The organism is Hyalangium gracile, from assembly GCF_020103725.1.
GTDB lineage: Bacteria > Myxococcota > Myxococcia > Myxococcales > Myxococcaceae > Hyalangium > Hyalangium gracile.
Genome location: NZ_JAHXBG010000032.1, coordinates 15,802 through 30,712, shown reverse-complemented (window position 1 = coordinate 30,712; position 14,911 = coordinate 15,802). Strand labels below are relative to the sequence as shown.

At 69.5% G+C, this 14,911-nt stretch carries 12 protein-coding genes; 3 read left to right on the top strand and 9 right to left on the bottom strand.

Annotated features, from left to right (window positions below):
• Nucleotide 1: 1 nt before the first annotated feature.
• Complete coding sequence (locus KY572_RS40585; protein WP_224249114.1) at nt 2–1,660, bottom strand: serine/threonine-protein kinase; 1,659 nt, start codon at nt 1,658–1,660, stop codon at nt 2–4.
• A 200-nt stretch (nt 1,661–1,860) separates the two neighbouring features.
• On the opposite strand from KY572_RS40585, the gene KY572_RS40580 reads away from it, so the two are divergent.
• The gene (locus tag KY572_RS40580; RefSeq protein WP_224249113.1) at nt 1,861–2,616 is read left to right on the top strand and encodes an FHA domain-containing protein; all 756 of its coding nucleotides are present in this window, start codon (nt 1,861–1,863) and stop codon (nt 2,614–2,616) included.
• A gap of 54 nt (nt 2,617–2,670) precedes the next feature.
• Here the strand turns inward: KY572_RS40580 and KY572_RS40575 are convergent, their stop codons facing one another.
• The gene (locus tag KY572_RS40575) at nt 2,671–3,033 is read right to left on the bottom strand and encodes a TraR/DksA family transcriptional regulator (RefSeq protein WP_044191746.1); all 363 of its coding nucleotides are present in this window, start codon (nt 3,031–3,033) and stop codon (nt 2,671–2,673) included.
• Between the two features lie 129 nt (nt 3,034–3,162).
• Between KY572_RS40575 and KY572_RS40570 the strand changes: the two genes are divergently transcribed.
• Entirely contained in the window at nt 3,163–4,044 is an 882-nt protein-coding gene (locus KY572_RS40570) for a DNA integrity scanning protein DisA nucleotide-binding domain protein (RefSeq protein ID WP_224249112.1), read from the top strand.
• 21 nt (nt 4,045–4,065) lie between these two features.
• Here KY572_RS40570 and KY572_RS40565 read toward each other — a convergent pair whose 3' ends face one another.
• The 5 genes from KY572_RS40565 to dnaK form a co-directional block, all read right to left on the bottom strand.
• A complete protein-coding gene (locus tag KY572_RS40565) occupies nt 4,066–4,629 on the bottom strand; it encodes a PspA/IM30 family protein (protein ID WP_224249111.1) in 564 nt (187 codons plus the stop codon).
• Nucleotides 4,630–4,644: 15 nt separating this feature from the next.
• Nucleotides 4,645–6,945, bottom strand: coding sequence for a vWA domain-containing protein (locus KY572_RS40560; RefSeq protein WP_224249110.1), 2,301 nt, complete (start codon nt 6,943–6,945; stop codon nt 4,645–4,647).
• Between the two features lie 58 nt (nt 6,946–7,003).
• Complete coding sequence (locus tag KY572_RS40555) at nt 7,004–9,571, bottom strand: AAA family ATPase (RefSeq protein ID WP_224249109.1); 2,568 nt, start codon at nt 9,569–9,571, stop codon at nt 7,004–7,006.
• 51 nt (nt 9,572–9,622) lie between these two features.
• Nucleotides 9,623–10,030 (bottom strand): thiol-disulfide oxidoreductase DCC family protein, encoded by a 408-nt coding sequence (locus KY572_RS40550; protein WP_224249108.1) that lies wholly within the window; start codon nt 10,028–10,030, stop codon nt 9,623–9,625.
• A 141-nt stretch (nt 10,031–10,171) separates the two neighbouring features.
• Nucleotides 10,172–12,079, bottom strand: coding sequence for a molecular chaperone DnaK (gene dnaK, locus KY572_RS40545; protein WP_224249107.1), 1,908 nt, complete (start codon nt 12,077–12,079; stop codon nt 10,172–10,174).
• A 431-nt stretch (nt 12,080–12,510) separates the two neighbouring features.
• Here dnaK and KY572_RS40540 point away from each other — a divergent pair, with 431 nt between their 5' ends.
• On the top strand, nt 12,511–13,602 hold the full coding sequence (locus KY572_RS40540) for a diacylglycerol/lipid kinase family protein (protein WP_224249106.1): 1,092 nt from the start codon (nt 12,511–12,513) through the stop codon (nt 13,600–13,602).
• Nucleotides 13,603–13,730: 128 nt separating this feature from the next.
• Here KY572_RS40540 and KY572_RS40535 read toward each other — a convergent pair whose 3' ends face one another.
• Together KY572_RS40535 and KY572_RS40530 are read right to left on the bottom strand one after the other, a co-directional pair.
• On the bottom strand, nt 13,731–14,489 hold the full coding sequence (locus KY572_RS40535; protein WP_224249105.1) for an SAM-dependent methyltransferase: 759 nt from the start codon (nt 14,487–14,489) through the stop codon (nt 13,731–13,733).
• A gap of 88 nt (nt 14,490–14,577) precedes the next feature.
• Nucleotides 14,578–14,883, bottom strand: coding sequence for an HP0495 family protein (locus tag KY572_RS40530; protein WP_224249104.1), 306 nt, complete (start codon nt 14,881–14,883; stop codon nt 14,578–14,580).
• Nucleotides 14,884–14,911 lie beyond the last annotated feature (28 nt).

Here is a 14,911-nt window from a genome sequence, read left to right as displayed (position 1 = left end):
CTCACTCCGGCGGCGGCATGGGCATGGCCGCCGCGCTCTTGAGCGTCTGCGTGATGTAGTCCTTGGCCTTGGAGGCAGGCAGATCCCTCAGGTGGCGATCCCACCAGCGGCGCGCCTCCTCGGGCTCCTTGCGCAGCCAGTAGATCTCACCAAGCTTGAGGGCCAGATCCGGCCTCGGATCGGCCTGGAAGGCCTTGCGGTACTGGGTGGCCGCCATGAAGAGCAGGCCGCGAGAGACCTGCCGGTCCCCCTCCTGCTCCGCGACGCGCGCCTCCGCCGCGTTCCGCTTCTGGACGGGGATCTCCTGCTCGTAGAGCGGGGTGAGATCGGGCCCGGCGGTCTGCACCTTGTTGCTCTGGTTCGGCACCGGAGCGTTGTCCGGAAGCGGAGCGAACGCCCCGGCCGGAGCCCCCGCTCCGAAGTTGGTGTAGTAGTAGTACGCGGCGATCGCCAGCGCGGCCAGCAGCAGGGTGATGGTGAGCGCCTTGAAGAAGCCGAACCCGCCCTCGTCCTCCCGGGCGGTCGGCACGACGGCCTCCGTCCTGTCGCTGGTGGTGGGCATCGGGTTCTGCATCGTCTGCATCAGCTCGGGCACCGCGCGGACGGTGGCCTCCACCGTGGGCTCGTTGGCGCCCCAGCCGGGATCGGTGCGCGGCTGCGTGGACAGGTGGCTGCCCCCCGTCGCCCGGCGCGGAATGGGCGCGAGCACGGGCGAGGACATCGGCGCGGGCGCCTGGGCGGCCGCGACCCGACGGGCGGTCTGCTCCACGCGCCTGCGCTCGCGATCCAGCACCGCGAGCAGCTCCGCCTTGAAGGCCTCCGCGTTGGCCGGCCGATCGTTGGGGTCCTTGGAGAGCGCGCGGAGGATGAGCCGCTCCATGGCCGGGGAGATGCGAGCGTCCGGACGGCGCCGGCTGGGCGGCGGCGGCTCCTCGGTGAGGTGCTTGGTGGCGAAGCCCACTGCGGAGTCGGACTCGAAGGGCAGCAGCCCCGTCGTGAGCTGGTAGAGGATGACGCCCACCGCGTACAGGTCCGAGCGGTGATCGAGCTGCGCGCCACGCGCCTGCTCCGGAGACATGTACTCGGGGGTGCCGCACACGAAGCCCGCGCGCGTGAGCGCCGGCACGTCCTCGCCCGAGGAGTCGGTGATCTTCGCGATGCCGAAGTCCAGCACCTTCACGAAGTCCGGCTCGTTGCGGCGCTGCTCCACCATGATGTTCTCGGGCTTGAGATCGCGGTGGATGACGCCGGCGCCGTGGGCGTCCGAGAGCGCGGAGAGCACCTGGCTGACGATGCGCACCACGCGCGACTCGGGCAGCGGCCACTCCCGGCTGAGCACCTGGTGCAGGTCCTGCCCGGGGACGAACTCCATGGCGATGAAGAGCGCGCCGTCCTCGGCCTGGCCGAAGTCCAGGATGCTGATGGAGTTGGGGTGGTTGAGGCGGCTGGCGGCCTTGGCCTCGCGCTGGAAGCGGGCCACGGTGCGCTCGTCCGACAGCAGCGACTGCCGCAGCACCTTGAGCACCACCTGCTTGTCCAGGGCGAGCTGGCGGGCGCGGTACACCTTGCCCATGCCGCCCTCGCCAATCAGGGCTTCCACCCGGTACTTCTTCGCGAGCGTCTGGCCGATGTACTCATCACCATCCGACGCGGAGCGCACGAGGGTCGACCCGCAAGAAGGGCAGTACCTCGAAGTTTCTCCAGCGTCTGTGCCACAGGTGGGGCAGCGCAAGGCGTGTTCCGTCTCAGGGTCGTACGAAGTGGAATCCCGAGTTCAACACGTTGCTCGGGTCTGCATCAAGCCGTGCTCGCAGAGCGAGCAACCTCGCCCGGGCCTTGATATGAGGGGGGAGCCTGGCCATGACCTTCTGCCCTCGCTGCGACGCAGAGAACCCCGACGACGCCTCCATCTGCCAGTCCTGTGGCGCTCCCATGCGCTCGGGGACGCTGGTGATGGCGGTGTCCCAGATTGCTCCGCGCCCCCAGGTCTCCTTGAGGGTCGTCCGGGCCGACGGCGGCCCGGAGTCCGTGGTCCGGATGACGCGGGACACGCTCACCTGCGGCCAGCAGGGGGACCTGCGGCTGCCGGATGACCCCTTCGTCATGCCCGAGCAGGCCCGGTTCTTCTTCTCCGGCGTCCGGCTGGCGGTGGAGGACGTGGGAGGGGCCAACGGCGTCTTCGTGCGCCTGCGCCAGGAGCGGGAGCTGACCACCGGCGGCGAGCTGCGGCTGGGCCGGCAGCGGCTGGTGCTCGAGCCCATCCCCGCGGCGTCCATGGGGCCGGGCGGCGCGCAGATCTGGGGCTCGCCCGACGCGGGCTACCGGCTGCGTCTGGTGCAGTTCCTCGAGGGCGGCATGCGCGGCGCGGCCTTCCCGCTCAAGGAGGGGGACAACCTGCTGGGTCGGGAGCATGGCGACATCACCTTCCCGACCGATGGCTTCGTGTCCGGGCGCCACGCCGTCCTCACGGTCCGCAAGGATCAGCTCATGGTGCGGGACGTCGGCTCGTCCAACGGCACGTTCATCCGCCTGGCGGGCCCCACCTTCGTGGACAACGGCGACCACTTCCTCATCGGCCGCCAGCTGCTGCGAGTGGAGATCCAGGCGATGGTGTGAGGCTCGGGCGGGCCGCGCGGCGCGAGGCGTCACGCGGCCCGGAGCTCCCGGGGCTCAGCCGTAGGAGCGCTCCTTCTTCTCCTGCTCTTCCTTGCAGCGGATGCAGAGCGTGGTGACGGGCCGGGCCTCCAGGCGCTTGGGAGAGATGTCCTCCTCGCAGCGCTCGCAGATGCCGAAGGTGCCGTCCTCGATGCGCTGGAGCGCCTTCTCGATCTTCTGGAGCAGGAACTTTTCGCGGTCGCGGAGCCGGAACACCATCGACTGGGCGTACTCGGAGGAAGCCTGGTCAATCTCGTCCGGAAGGTCATCCGTATCGAAGCTGGACTCCTCCACCAGGGTCTTCTTCGCACTCTCGAGCAGCGCGGTCTTGCTGTCCTCGAGCATCTTCTTGTACCGCTTGAGATCTTTCTGGTTCACGGCCTTCGCTCCGATGGGCGAGAAAAACGACCCCGTCCCCCTAAAAAAAAGGCCCGAAAGCTTTATTCACATGGACCGTAGTGTCAAGGTGCCCATTCGTCATAGAGGTGGGGAGAGAGGAGCAACACGGTGAGCGAGAGTTCGAAGTTCGACCGGGAGTTCCTGCGCTCGGCCCTCTCCCTGGCGGCCAGGAATGACGTCGATCACTTCCTCTACATCTGCGACGTGCCCATTGCCCCGGAGGACCTCCGGGGGCGGCCGGCGCGCAAGAAGCTGATCTACGCGGTGACGCTGGACAAGCTCGCGCAGGAGTTCATGGCCCGGAAGATGCGCGCGCTGGTGATTCCCGCGTACGACTACTCGCGGACGGAGCGCGTGAAGGTAGCCCTCGTCTCGGCGCTCTCCCAGGGAGCGTTCAAGGAGGGGGACCTGGTGCTGTGCATGACGGGCAAGGTAGGCCGGGCGCCGGACACGCTGATGCAGATGCGCATCGGCGGCTCGCTGGACGACCGGGTGGCCATCGAGGGCGTGAAGCTGGGCGAGGAGTTCAACTCGCAGGTGGTGGACGCGCTCATCCAATTGGCGCTGCAGATCGGCCAGGAGGGTTTCGAGGGACACCCCATCGGGACGATCATCACCATCGGCGACCACACGAGCGTGCTGGAGAAGAGCCGGCAGCTGACGATCAACCCGTTCCAGGGGCTGTCCGAGGCCGAGCGCAACGTGCTGGATCCGAAGATCCGCGAGGCCATCAAGAACTTCTCCGTGCTGGACGGGGCGTTCGTCATCCGCGAGGACGGCGTGGTGCTGGCCGCGGGCCGCTACCTGTCCGCGGGGGACGAGAACCTGAAGATCCCGCTGGGGCTCGGAGCCCGGCACGCGGCGGCGGCCGGCATCACCTCCACCACGCACTGCATCTCGCTGGTGGTGAGCCAGACGTCGGGCGCGGTGCGCCTCTTCAAGGGCGGCAACATCGTCCTGGAGCTGCACCAGACGGCGCGCCGGACCTAGCGACCTGGCCTGGGGCGTGGGCTACTCCGCCTTCTCCCCTGCCCCGCGCTCCTCGCGGTAGATCTCCGCGAGCTGGTGGGCCCGCTCGATCTCGTCCCGGGCCGCGTCCACCGCGAGCACCTTCTCGATGCGCTCCACCTGCTCGCGCATGGTGCCGCTGACGAGCGTGCCCGCCACCAGCCGCGCCGAGGCGCTCTGGCGCTCGGTGCGCAGCTCCTGGACGCGCGAGCCCACCTCGTTGGCGGCCTCCAGCAGCAGGCGCGCGTCCGGCTCCACGCGCTCCAGGGAGTCCTGGGTGGTCTTGAGCAGGGTCTCCGCCTGCTCCCGATCGCGCTTGAGCACCTGCATGGCCTTCACGTCGCTGCGGGAGCTGGCCACCTCGTAGCGCTCGGTGATGTCCGCGATCCGGCGCGAGTAGCGCTCCACCGAGCGCGTCAGCTCGCCCTTGAGCGCCAGCAGCGTGGCGGCGGACTTGCGGACCTCGGCCCCCTGGCGCTCCAGGTCCTCGATCAGCTGATCGAAGGCCGCCAGCGGATCCGCGGGCTTCTTGCTCTCCTTCTTCTTGCGCCAGAACCAGAAGGGCATGTCCGGGGCCGAAGCCTACCCGAACGGACGGCAGAGGAGGCGAAGCCTCGCGAGATTCTCCTGGAGGGACTTTCCTCCCGCGGCCAGGGCCGCCAGGTACTTCGCGGGTGTCAGCTGGTAGACGCCCAGCAGGTGCTGGAGCAGCACCACGCTCTCGGTGGCGCGGCGGTCGGCGGGCGCCAGCGAGGCGGCCTCGGAGATGGCGTCCAGGATGTCCGCCACCCGCGCCAGCACGTCCTTGCCGATGGGCTCGCGAGCGGGGGCCTGCGGGGGCTCCTCCGGGAAGAGCGCGTCGAAGGAGGCCTCCACCGCCACCGTCGCGGTGACCGCCCGGCTCTTGGAGGCCAGGGCCTCCAGGGCCTCCAGGTGCGGCCAGAGCGCCTCCAGGTTCTCGGGCGTCTCGGGCGCGTCATGGGGGAGCAGCGTGCGCCAGGGCGCGTCGAACTCGGTGCGCGCCCACAGGATCTCCTCGTCGGAGAGGTGGTGGTAGAAGGCTCGGCCGCCCTGGGAGCGCTGCTCCTGCACCAGGGACTTGAGGTCCGAGTTCTCCTCGCCCAGCGAGATGAAGCTCAGCGCGATGGTGAGCGAGTCCACCGGAGCGCGGGTGCGGCGGATGAGCTCCATGTCCACCCGATCCTCGCCGTCGGTGATGAGCACCACGGTGGCCCGGGCGAGGTACGGGTCCCTGCCCTGCGCCGCTCGGATGGAGTCGAACGCCGCCATGAGCGCCAGGGTGATGTCCGTCTGGCCCTCGGCGGGCGAGTGGCGGAAGAGCTTCTCGATCTGCCGGGTGGCCTCGGCGGCGGTGTCCACGCGGGACAGCTCGGTGGGCGAGTCGTTGAAGAAGGAGAAGTACAACGGATCGAAGGGCAGCCCCTGGCGGGCCTTGGCGCGCAGGTTGTTGAGCTCGGCGATGATGATGGCGTCGCGGAAGCGGGCCCGGGCGCCGTGCATGGAGCCCGAGGCATCCAGCACGTAGACGCGCACGGCGGTGCGCTTCATCTTCTTGGGCCTGGGTGGCGGCTCCTCCTCCATGTAGGCGCGCACCATCTGCCGGTTGGCGGCCAGATCGTAGACGAGCATCCGGGGATCGGTGACGACGAACTCGTGCACCTCGTGGAGGCTGCCCGTCGTCTCGAAGTTCATCATCTGCGTGGGGTACGGCACGCGCTTGCGGATGGGCCTGAGCGCCTGGGTGTCCGCCTGGACGATCTCCTCGGAGAGCGTGTCCTCCACGTCGAAGTAGCGGGCGCACCCCGCCGCCAGCTCGAAGGCCGCGAGCTGCTCGGGATCGAGCGAGAAGGCCAGGTCCGCCAGGATGTCGTCCGCGTGGGACTTCTTCGCGTCCTTCTCCTGGAGCCCCTGCTCCACCTCTCCCTGCTCCATCGCGCGGGGCTTCTCGCCAAACCAGCGGGACAGCTCCTGGCGCTCGGCCTGCTCGAGCATGGCCCGCATCCGCCCCTCCGAGGGCAGCATGGGCTCCAGCGCCGAGCGGGCCGTCGCGGCCAGCCGCGCATCCCCGGCCTCCAGGGCGCGCTCATAGAGCCCCTTGAGGGACTTGTAGGCCTCCCCCGGCGAGCGGCGGGCGGTATGGCGTACGTGCTTCACCAGCTCTTGCAGCGAGCGCACGTTCGGGGTGGCCCGGGTGCGCTCGCGCGCCTCCACCACCTCGCGGCGGAGCACCACGCCTCGATCCCGATCATGGTCCGAGCCCAGCCGCAGCAGCATCTCGTGGGCCAGGTCGAGATCGCGCCGCTTCTGGACCACATCGTCCACGTTCTCGCGCGCCCGCTCCGCGAGGAACTCGGCGATGGCCATGCGCGCGCTGTTGGGCGCTCGCCCCTGCCAGGAGTAGCCGCTGCGCGGGAGGATCTCGAAGGGCGGCGGCTGGGCTCGCGGCGAGGCGGCGAACACGTCCGCCACCTTCACCACGCGCGCCAGCTGCACGAAGGCCCGCTCCAGCGTCGTCCTCGCTCCGGCGGGCATCTCGCCGGCACGACGCGCGCGCTCCACCAGGCGCAGGCGGGCCTCGAACTCCTCCAGCGCCTCGCTCGCCCGGGCCTCCAGCGCCTCGGCGAGCTGGCCCGCCCTGCCCTTGCTCACCCCGAGCGAGCGCAGCAGGTGCGCGTCCGCCAGGGTGTGGACGCCCACCCGATCCAGCTCGCGATCCAGCGCCGCGATCGTGGGGAACGCGAGGTCCACCTCGCCGGGAGCCATCAGCCCGAGCGCCCAGCCCACCATGCCCGTGGGGCGGGCGGCGTCCTGCTGGAGCGCATCCAGCCGCGAGCGCAGCTCCGTGAGCCGAGAGGCCAGCATGCTCAGGGCCTCCCTGCAGCCGCCTCACGCGGCACACCGAGCTGGCGGGACCGGGCTCTCACAGTGTCGACCGCATCTCCAGGACGCGCTTGCTGAAGCGCCCGAAGTCCTCATCGATGCCCTTCAGCTGGAGCGAGAGCTTCTTCGCGGCCTCGCCCAGCTCTCCCTGCATGGCGCCCAACGTTCCCAGCACGCTGCGCAGGCGCACCAGCTCGCCCTCCTTCAGCGCGAGCAGCGGGAAGCGGCTGCGGACCAGGCGCTCGAAGGTGCGCTCCGCCTCCGCCTTTCCCTTGAGCGCCTCGAGCTCCGGCGTCAGCGCGGTCAACAGCTGGGTGAGCCAGCTGCGCAGGTACTTGATGCGGGTGTGCGCGAAGATGAGCTCGGCCTGCGCCACGGCCTGGCGGACGCCATCCGACAGGAACGAGGCCGCCGGCTGGGGCCGCGCGAAGGCCAGCTGCGTGTCCAGCCCGAGCAGCGCGGCCAGTTCCCCGTCCGGTGCGCGGACGGAGAAGCTGTTGCGGTAGAACGAATAGGCATCGCCGTTGACGACGGCGGAGGGAGCCGGAGGCGGGCTCGCCACGTCCCGCGCCAGGGTGCGGGCGTGCTCCACGAGCCGCTGCTCGATGATCTCCCGGCACTCGGTGATGACGCCCTCGGGGGGCACGCCCTCCTGCCGGAGGTTCTCCGCCACCATCTGCGCGGCGCGGGCGAACTGCTCGATGCGATCGAACGGCGTGGTGGACAGCACCTGCTTCGCGTACGCCAGCCCGAGCGGCTGGAGCAGCTCCTGCTTCAGGCCGGGCTGAGCCGGGTCCAGCGCATGGAGCGAGTTCTCCAGCTGGGTGAGCCGCCGCGAGTCCGTGGAGAGCGTCTCGAACGGATCGCGCTTGCCCGCGGGCCTCGGCGACTGGAAGGCGGCCGCCGCGCGACGCCGCAGCGAGGCGACCACCCGCCGCCGCACCGCCACGTCCGCCGCCCGGAGCCGCTCCATCGCCGCCGGCGCGCCCTCGGCCAGCAGGCCCGACAGCGCGGACACCTGGGAGATCTCCTCCTCCAGGTTGTCGGCCAGCGCGACCAGCCCTTCGATCTTGAGCCCGTCCTCGAACTCCACACCCTCGGCCGAGAGGGCGATCATCTCGAGCATCTGCTCCAGCAAGCGCGCGGAGGACTCGCACAGCCGGGCGAAGGACGGGCGCAGCTCGGGGACGGAGCGGCACAGCTCCAGCGTGTCCTTGAAGGACGACAGGAGCTGGAGCCCGCCACGACCCTCGGGGGTGTTGACGCCGCCCGCGGCGCCGCCGTCGGCCTGCTGGGACGTCATGCCGCGCGCCAGCCGCTGCTCCACGGCGGTGATGAGCCCGCGAGCCGCCCCCAGGAGCGGCGCCCGGTTGTCCTGGTGCCGAGGCCCCGGGACGAGCTTCATCAGCAGCCGCTGGGCGGTGATGGAGGCCAGGCCTGGCTGGAAGCTGCGCGCCAGCGCCTCGGCGGCCGACACGTCCTCCGCCGCCGACAGCGAGCTGGCCTCGCGCTCCACGCCGGAGACGAGCTCGTTGCGCACCTTCGCGAGCGTCTCGTCGAAGGTCCGCTGCTCCAGCCGGACGATCTCCAGCTGCGCCCGCTCGCGGGGATCCACCGCGACCTTGAGGAGCGCCTCGGCCTCGGCCGCCTGCGGCCCTCCGAGCAGGAAGAACCAGCGCAGGGCGTCCAGATCGTCGATCGTCGCCTCGAGCTGCCGGTCCGGGTGCTGGTAGATCTGGTCGCGCACCACGGCGGCCTTGAGCGCCCACAGCGCCTTCACCACCGAGCGCTGCGAGAAGTACTTGGTGGGCACGTAGTCGGGCAGCTTGGCCACCTGCGCCGACAGCGAGCGCTCCAGGCCATCCGCCAGCAGCTCCACGCCCTCGAGCACCTGGCTGGAGACCTTCACCTTCTCCACCGCCTCCTGGAGCAGATCGAGCTGTTGCAGGGTGAGCACGGCGCGCAGGTCCGGCCGGGCCCCGTGCATGAAGCGATGGAGCATGGCCGCGCGGCTGGCGCGGCGGGCGAACGACTTGGGCACGAAGGCGATGAAGCTGAGCCGGTCCGCGAAGGCGAGCAGCAGCTCCGGCGAGCGCGCCAGCACCTCCGAGAGGTACCGGTTGCTCGTCATGATGGCGCACTCGATGCGCCCGCTCGTCACGCGCCTGCCGTGCTTGAGCTCACGCTCGTGCAGCACGTTGAGGATGGAGCGCAGCAGCATGTCGCGCCCGTCGAACACCTCGTCGAGGAACGCGTGCACGGCGCCCAGCATGCCGTCGTCGGTGATGTACTCGGTGCGACCCGTCTCGGTGAGCACCTTGAAGTCCACCGGACCGATCAGGTCGGTCTGCACGGTGGACTCGGCGATCTGCTTGGCGAAGAGCGAGGAGGTCCCGGTCTTCTCGTCCAGGATGCGCCCGAGCACCGCGCTGGCGATGGCGCTCTTGGCCGTGCCGGGAGGCCCCACCACCAGCACGTGCTCCCTGCACAGGAGCGCCAGCTCGATCTGGGTGAAGAGCGTCTCTCGCTCGAGGTACGTCTCGCGCAGCTCTCCGAAGAAGCGTCGGAAGGCCTGCGTGGCTTGGGGATAGGACGTTGGATGGGTCACGGGTAGGCGGGCGAGAACGAGAGGGCGGACATGTTAGTCCTGCCCTCCTGCCTATTTGAAGTGCACCGCACAGGCTCCATCCGGGCACTCGCGTCCGGCGATGCGGAAGCGGTTCCGAGCGACGATGCCGTACACCCAGTCCACCAGCTGCCTCAGTCCGGGGACATAGTAGACATAGAGCAGCCTGCCCCAGGCCCTGCGGCCGAGCGCCCGGACGATGGCCTCGGCGCCCTCGACGACGCGGCCGTCCGCCTGGACGAGCTGCATGGCGTTCTCACACCGCTCGTACGAGACACCCGGGAAGGCCGCCAGCCCGCCCTCCTCCCGAAACGAGCGCAGCTCCGTCCCCTTGCCGCCCAGCAGCCGCTCGAGCTTCCGGGCGCCCGCGCTGCACAGCCGGCAGTGCCCGTCGAACAGGATCACGTCATGCCCCGGGGGCGTGGTCATCAGCGTCGTCACGGCTCACCTCTCGCACGCTCAGTATGCCACCCGGGCTTCGCGTTCTCATGACACACGGAGTGCTGGAGCCCGCAATGAAGAAGGGCCGGTGCCCCAAGAGGTACCGGCCCTTCTCACTTCACTGGCCTCGAGCCGCGTCCGTTAGGACTGGCGGAACTCGGCGTCCACCACGTCGTCCTTCGGCGTGGCCTGGCTGCCCGGCGCCGCGGAAGGCCCGCCCGCGCCCGGAGGCGGCGGTCCACCGGCCTGGCCGGTGGCGCGGTACATCTCCTCCGCGAGCTTGTAGCTGACCTGCTGCAGCGCCTCGAGCGCGGACTTGATGGCGTCCTTGTCCTGGCCCTCGCGCACCTTGTTGAGGTTGGCCACGGCCTCCTCGAGCGACTTGGCGGCGTCCCCGGAGATCTTGTCCTTGTTCTCCTTGAGCATCTTCTCCGCGGCGTACGCCTGGCTCTCGGCCTGGTTCTTCAGCTCCACCAGCTCGCGGCGGGCCTTGTCGGCGGCCTCGTTCTCCCGCGCCTGATTGACCATCTTCTCCACCTCCTCCTTCGCGAGACCGGAGGAGTGGGTGATCTGGACCTTCTGCTCCTTGCCCGTGGCCTTGTCCTTGGCGCTCACGTTCAGGATGCCGTTGGCGTCGATGTCGAACGTCACCTCGATCTGAGGCACGCCGCGCGGCGCCGGGGGCATGCCCGTCAGGTGGAAGCGGCCCAGGCTGCGGTTGTCGCCGGCCATGTCGCGCTCACCCTGCAGCACGTGGATCTCCACCTGCGTCTGGCCGTCGGCGGCCGTGGAGAACGTCTCCGACTTGCGGGTGGGGATGGTGGTGTTGCGCTCGATGAGCTTGGTCATCACGCCGCCCAGCGTCTCCACGCCGAGCGACAGCGGGGTGACGTCCAGCAGCAGGATGTCCTTCACCTCGCCGGAGAGCACGCCGGCCTGCACCGCCGCACCGACGGCGACGACCTCGTCCGGGTTCACGCTCTCGTTCGGCTTCTTGCCGAACAGCCGCTGCACCGCCTCCTTCACCTTGGGGATGCGCGTGCTGCCGCCCACGAGCACCACCTCGTTGAGATCCTTGGCCTCCAGGCCCGAGTCCTTCAGGCACTTGCGGCACGGCTCCAGCGAGCGCTCGATGAGATCGTCGATCATCGCCTCGAACTTGGCGCGCGACAGCTTCACGTTGAGGTGCTTCGGGCCGGACGCGTCCGCGGTGAGGAACGGCAGGTTGATCTCCGTCTCCATCGCGCTGGACAGCTCGATCTTGGCCTTCTCCGCGGCCTCCTTCAGGCGCTGGAGCACCATCTTGTCCTTGCTGACGTCGAGCCCGTTGTCCTTCTTGAACTCGGTGATCAGCCAGTCCATGATCCGCTGGTCGATGTTGTCGCCGCCCAGGTGCGTGTCACCGTTGGTGGCCAGCACGTCCACCACGTTCTCGCCCACCTCGAGGATGGAGATGTCGAACGTGCCGCCGCCGAAGTCGTAGACGGCGATCTTCTCGTCCTTCTTCTTGTCCAGGCCGTACGCGAGCGCGGCGGCCGTCGGCTCGTTCACGATGCGGCGCACCGTGAGGCCGGCGATCTCACCGGCGTCCTTGGTGGCCTGGCGCTGGGCGTCGTTGAAGTACGCCGGGACGGTGATGACCGCCTCGGTCACCTTCTCGCCCAGGTAGTTCTCCGCGGCGCGCTTCAGCTTGAGCAGCACCTGCGCCGAGATCTCCGGCGGGCTGAACTGCTTGCCGTCGATCTCCACGCGCGCGTCGCCGTGCGGCCCACGCACCACCTTGTAGGGAACCAGCTTGGCCTCGTCGCCCGTCTCCTCGAAGCGCCGCCCCATGAAGCGCTTGATGGAGTAGACGGTGCGCTCCGGGTTGGTGATGGACTGGCGCTTGGCGACCTGCCCCACCAGCCGCTCCCCGTCCTTCGTGAACGCGACGACCGAGGGCGTGATGCGGCTGCCTTCCTCGTTGACGATGACCTTGGGCTCGCGACCCTCCATGATCGCCACCACGCTGTTGGTGGTGCCCAGGTCGATTCCAATGATCTTGCCCACGGTATCCTCCGGAAACTACTGAGTTTTTTCTGCAAATCCCTTTGTACCGCCAACGTAACCACCCCAGGGGGGGTGTCAAACTCCGACCCCTCCGGTGTTTACGCGTAAAAGCCCGAGCCCTCCCCCCATCCCTCGGAGAGCGGGGAGCAGGCGGGCGCTGGCAGGGCCCATGGAGGCCGAGCGGAGGACGACCGAGCGCGTCACACGTTCGCCACCGAGCCGTCAAAGGTGCGTAACCGGCTCTACACCGCCGTCACCGTCCGGTAGCGATCATTCCCCCTGGGCAGCGGTACGTGCCGAGCCAACCCCTTGAAATCACTTTCTCGGCTTCCAGCTGACGCCTCGCGTCAGCCGTTGGCGAGGAATGTGCACTGGTGGGCAGCCGGCGCTGCATCGCGCAATGACAGTTCCTGCCTAGGAGCCTGCCCCCCATGCTGGTTCAGCCCCTGCGTTCCCCGGATCTCCGCCAGGCCGCCGCGACGTCCGTCGCCGCCGAGCCCAAGGTCGCCGTCCTGTTGAACGCCAACGCCCGCAAGGTGGATGCGAGGGTGGTGAAGTCGCTCTCGCACGTCGTCCCGGAGGAGGATCTCTTCCTCTCGCGCTCGCCGCTGGATGCGCGGCGGATTGCGCAGACGGTGCTGGAGCGGGGCTACCCGCTCGTGTTCACCGGCGGTGGCGACGGCACCTTCATGGGCTTCGTGAACGAGTTCCTCCGCCAGACGGAGACCCGCGGCCGCTTCGCCGGCCATCCGCTGCCGCGCTTCGGCGTACTGAAGCTGGGCACGGGCAACGGGCTGGCCAACTTCGTCAACGCCTCGAACCCCGGCGGCGACGGCATCCTCCAGGACGTGGTGCGCGCCCTCTCGGGTGACGTGGCCGGCCTGCGCCGCATGAACATGGTGATGGTGGACGGGCAGCGCACGCCGTTCGCCGGCCTGGGCGTGGATGGCAAGCTGCTCAACGACTACATCTGGGTGAAGGAGAACCTGGGCAAGGGCGTCTTCAAGAAGGTGCTCACCGGCAGCGGCGGCTACTTCTCCGCGGTGGCCTTCAAGACGGTGCCCCACTACCTGACGAACTCCACGTGGGTGGAGTGCGAGGTGATCAACGGCTCCAGCGAGGCGTACCGCCTGGGTCCGGACGGCAGCCCGGTGGGCGAGCCCATCGCCCCGGGCGAGGCGCTCTTCCGCGGCGAGCTGATGATGGCGGGCGCGGCGACGATGCCCTTCTACGGCTACGGCTTCCGGATGTTCCCCTTCGCCCACCAGCGCCGCGGGATGATGCACGTGCGGCTGGGCCAGGTGCACGCCGCGAACGTCCTGGCCAACCTGCCCAAGCTGTGGAATGGCCGCTGGTTCCCCGAGGGCATCCACGACTTCCACGCGAAGGACGTGACGATCCGCTTCGCCCGGCCGATGCCGCTGCAGATCGGCGGCGACGCGGCGGGCTACCGCGACGAGGTGAAGCTCTCCATCGCGCCCGAGACCGTGGACCTGCTGGACTTCCACGGCGCGGTGAACTGAGCCGCGCAGGGCGTCACGCACCCACGCGAAGTCCCGAGAGGCCGGCGGCGAGTCCCCGGCCTCTCGTCGTTTCTGGCTACGGGTTCGAGGGGCCGCAAGGGTGTCCCCTCCCCGGCGCGTGGACGTGACTAGCCGCGGTCGCGAGAGGCCGGCGGCTTCTCACCCGGCTCCTTGCGGCGGCCGACGATGAAGGCGTAGCTCACACCGGCCTTGCCATTCTGCTCGCGGTGGACGGCGATCTCCTGCCGCATCACCTCGGCATCCGCGGCGGGAGCTCCCTCCAGGCGCCCCTCGACGTCGCGGTAGAGGGCATCCAGCTCCAGGTCCGTGAGCGACTCCACGGACTCGGGCTCGTAGCCATGGGCCTCCAGCTCCAGGAGCAGCTCGCGGGGCAGCAGGGGCGCCGTCCCGAGCCGCTTCTCCCAGAACTCGAGCGCCGACTTCGCCGTGAAGCGCCCCACGCGGGCCGGGAACGTCAGACCGATGCGCCCGCGCCGGGCCAGCAGGCGTCGGAGCGTCGTCAGGGTGGTGCCCAGCGGATAGAAGACCCGGCCCTGGACGAGGATGGCGTCGAACTCCCCGTCCGGGAAGCCGAGCCGCTCCAGGTCCACGCGCCGCGTCTCCACGCGGTCGCCCAGGCCGAGCGCCCTCACCCGCTCGCGGACCAGGGTGAGCAGCGAGTCCTCGGTGTCCGCCGCCACGACCGAGCAGCCGAGATCGCGGGCCAGCAGCACCGGCGCGGAGATGGGGCCGCAGCCGAGCACCAGGATGCGGGAGCCGGGCTCGAGCTGCGCTACCCGAGCGAAGCGGCGCGTCGCCTCATCGGAGCCGAAGGCACGCCGAGCATCACCAGGGAAGTAGAGCGGGAAGGGCCCGGCCGGACTCATGCAATCTCGTCTTATACCCCACCGTGGAGGGACTTCCAGTTGGGGGTGGAAACTCTTTGGCCCTGGGGGTGCCCGGGGGGCCGGGCGCTCACAGGTAGTAGATGACCCGCTTCTCCTGGTGAAGCTGGGCGTAGATGGAGCGGCGGTGCTCCTCGGAGAGCAGGTACACCGAGACGCTCACGGACACGTACTTGCCCTTGCTGCTGGGCTGCTCGTGGATGGAGTCCGGGGAGATCTCCGTCCCCATCAGCCGCTTGAAGAGCTGACGCACGTACTCGCCGAAGCCGTGCTCCTGCACCCCCATCACCTTGAAGGTGTAGATGGAGGGGTAGTCGATGAGCGGCTTCTTCTCCTCTCCTTCGCCGGGGGTGGCTGTGGGACTGTCGTTCTTCATGGCACGTCTCGTCGTCTGGCGCGCAGCA

Bases quoted from the DNA above. Each gene is read 5' to 3' on its own strand.
- KY572_RS40530 (WP_224249104.1), bottom strand. From the start codon at position 14,883: ATGAAGAACGACAGTCCCACAGCCACCCCCGGCGAAGGAGAGGAGAAG.
- KY572_RS40580 (WP_224249113.1), top strand. From the start codon at position 1,861: ATGACCTTCTGCCCTCGCTGCGACGCAGAGAACCCCGACGACGCCTCC.
- KY572_RS40540 (WP_224249106.1), top strand. From the start codon at position 12,511: ATGCTGGTTCAGCCCCTGCGTTCCCCGGATCTCCGCCAGGCCGCCGCG.
- KY572_RS40560 (WP_224249110.1), bottom strand. From the start codon at position 6,945: ATGCTGGCCTCTCGGCTCACGGAGCTGCGCTCGCGGCTGGATGCGCTC.
- KY572_RS40565 (WP_224249111.1), bottom strand. From the start codon at position 4,629: ATGCCCTTCTGGTTCTGGCGCAAGAAGAAGGAGAGCAAGAAGCCCGCG.
- KY572_RS40535 (WP_224249105.1), bottom strand. From the start codon at position 14,489: ATGAGTCCGGCCGGGCCCTTCCCGCTCTACTTCCCTGGTGATGCTCGG.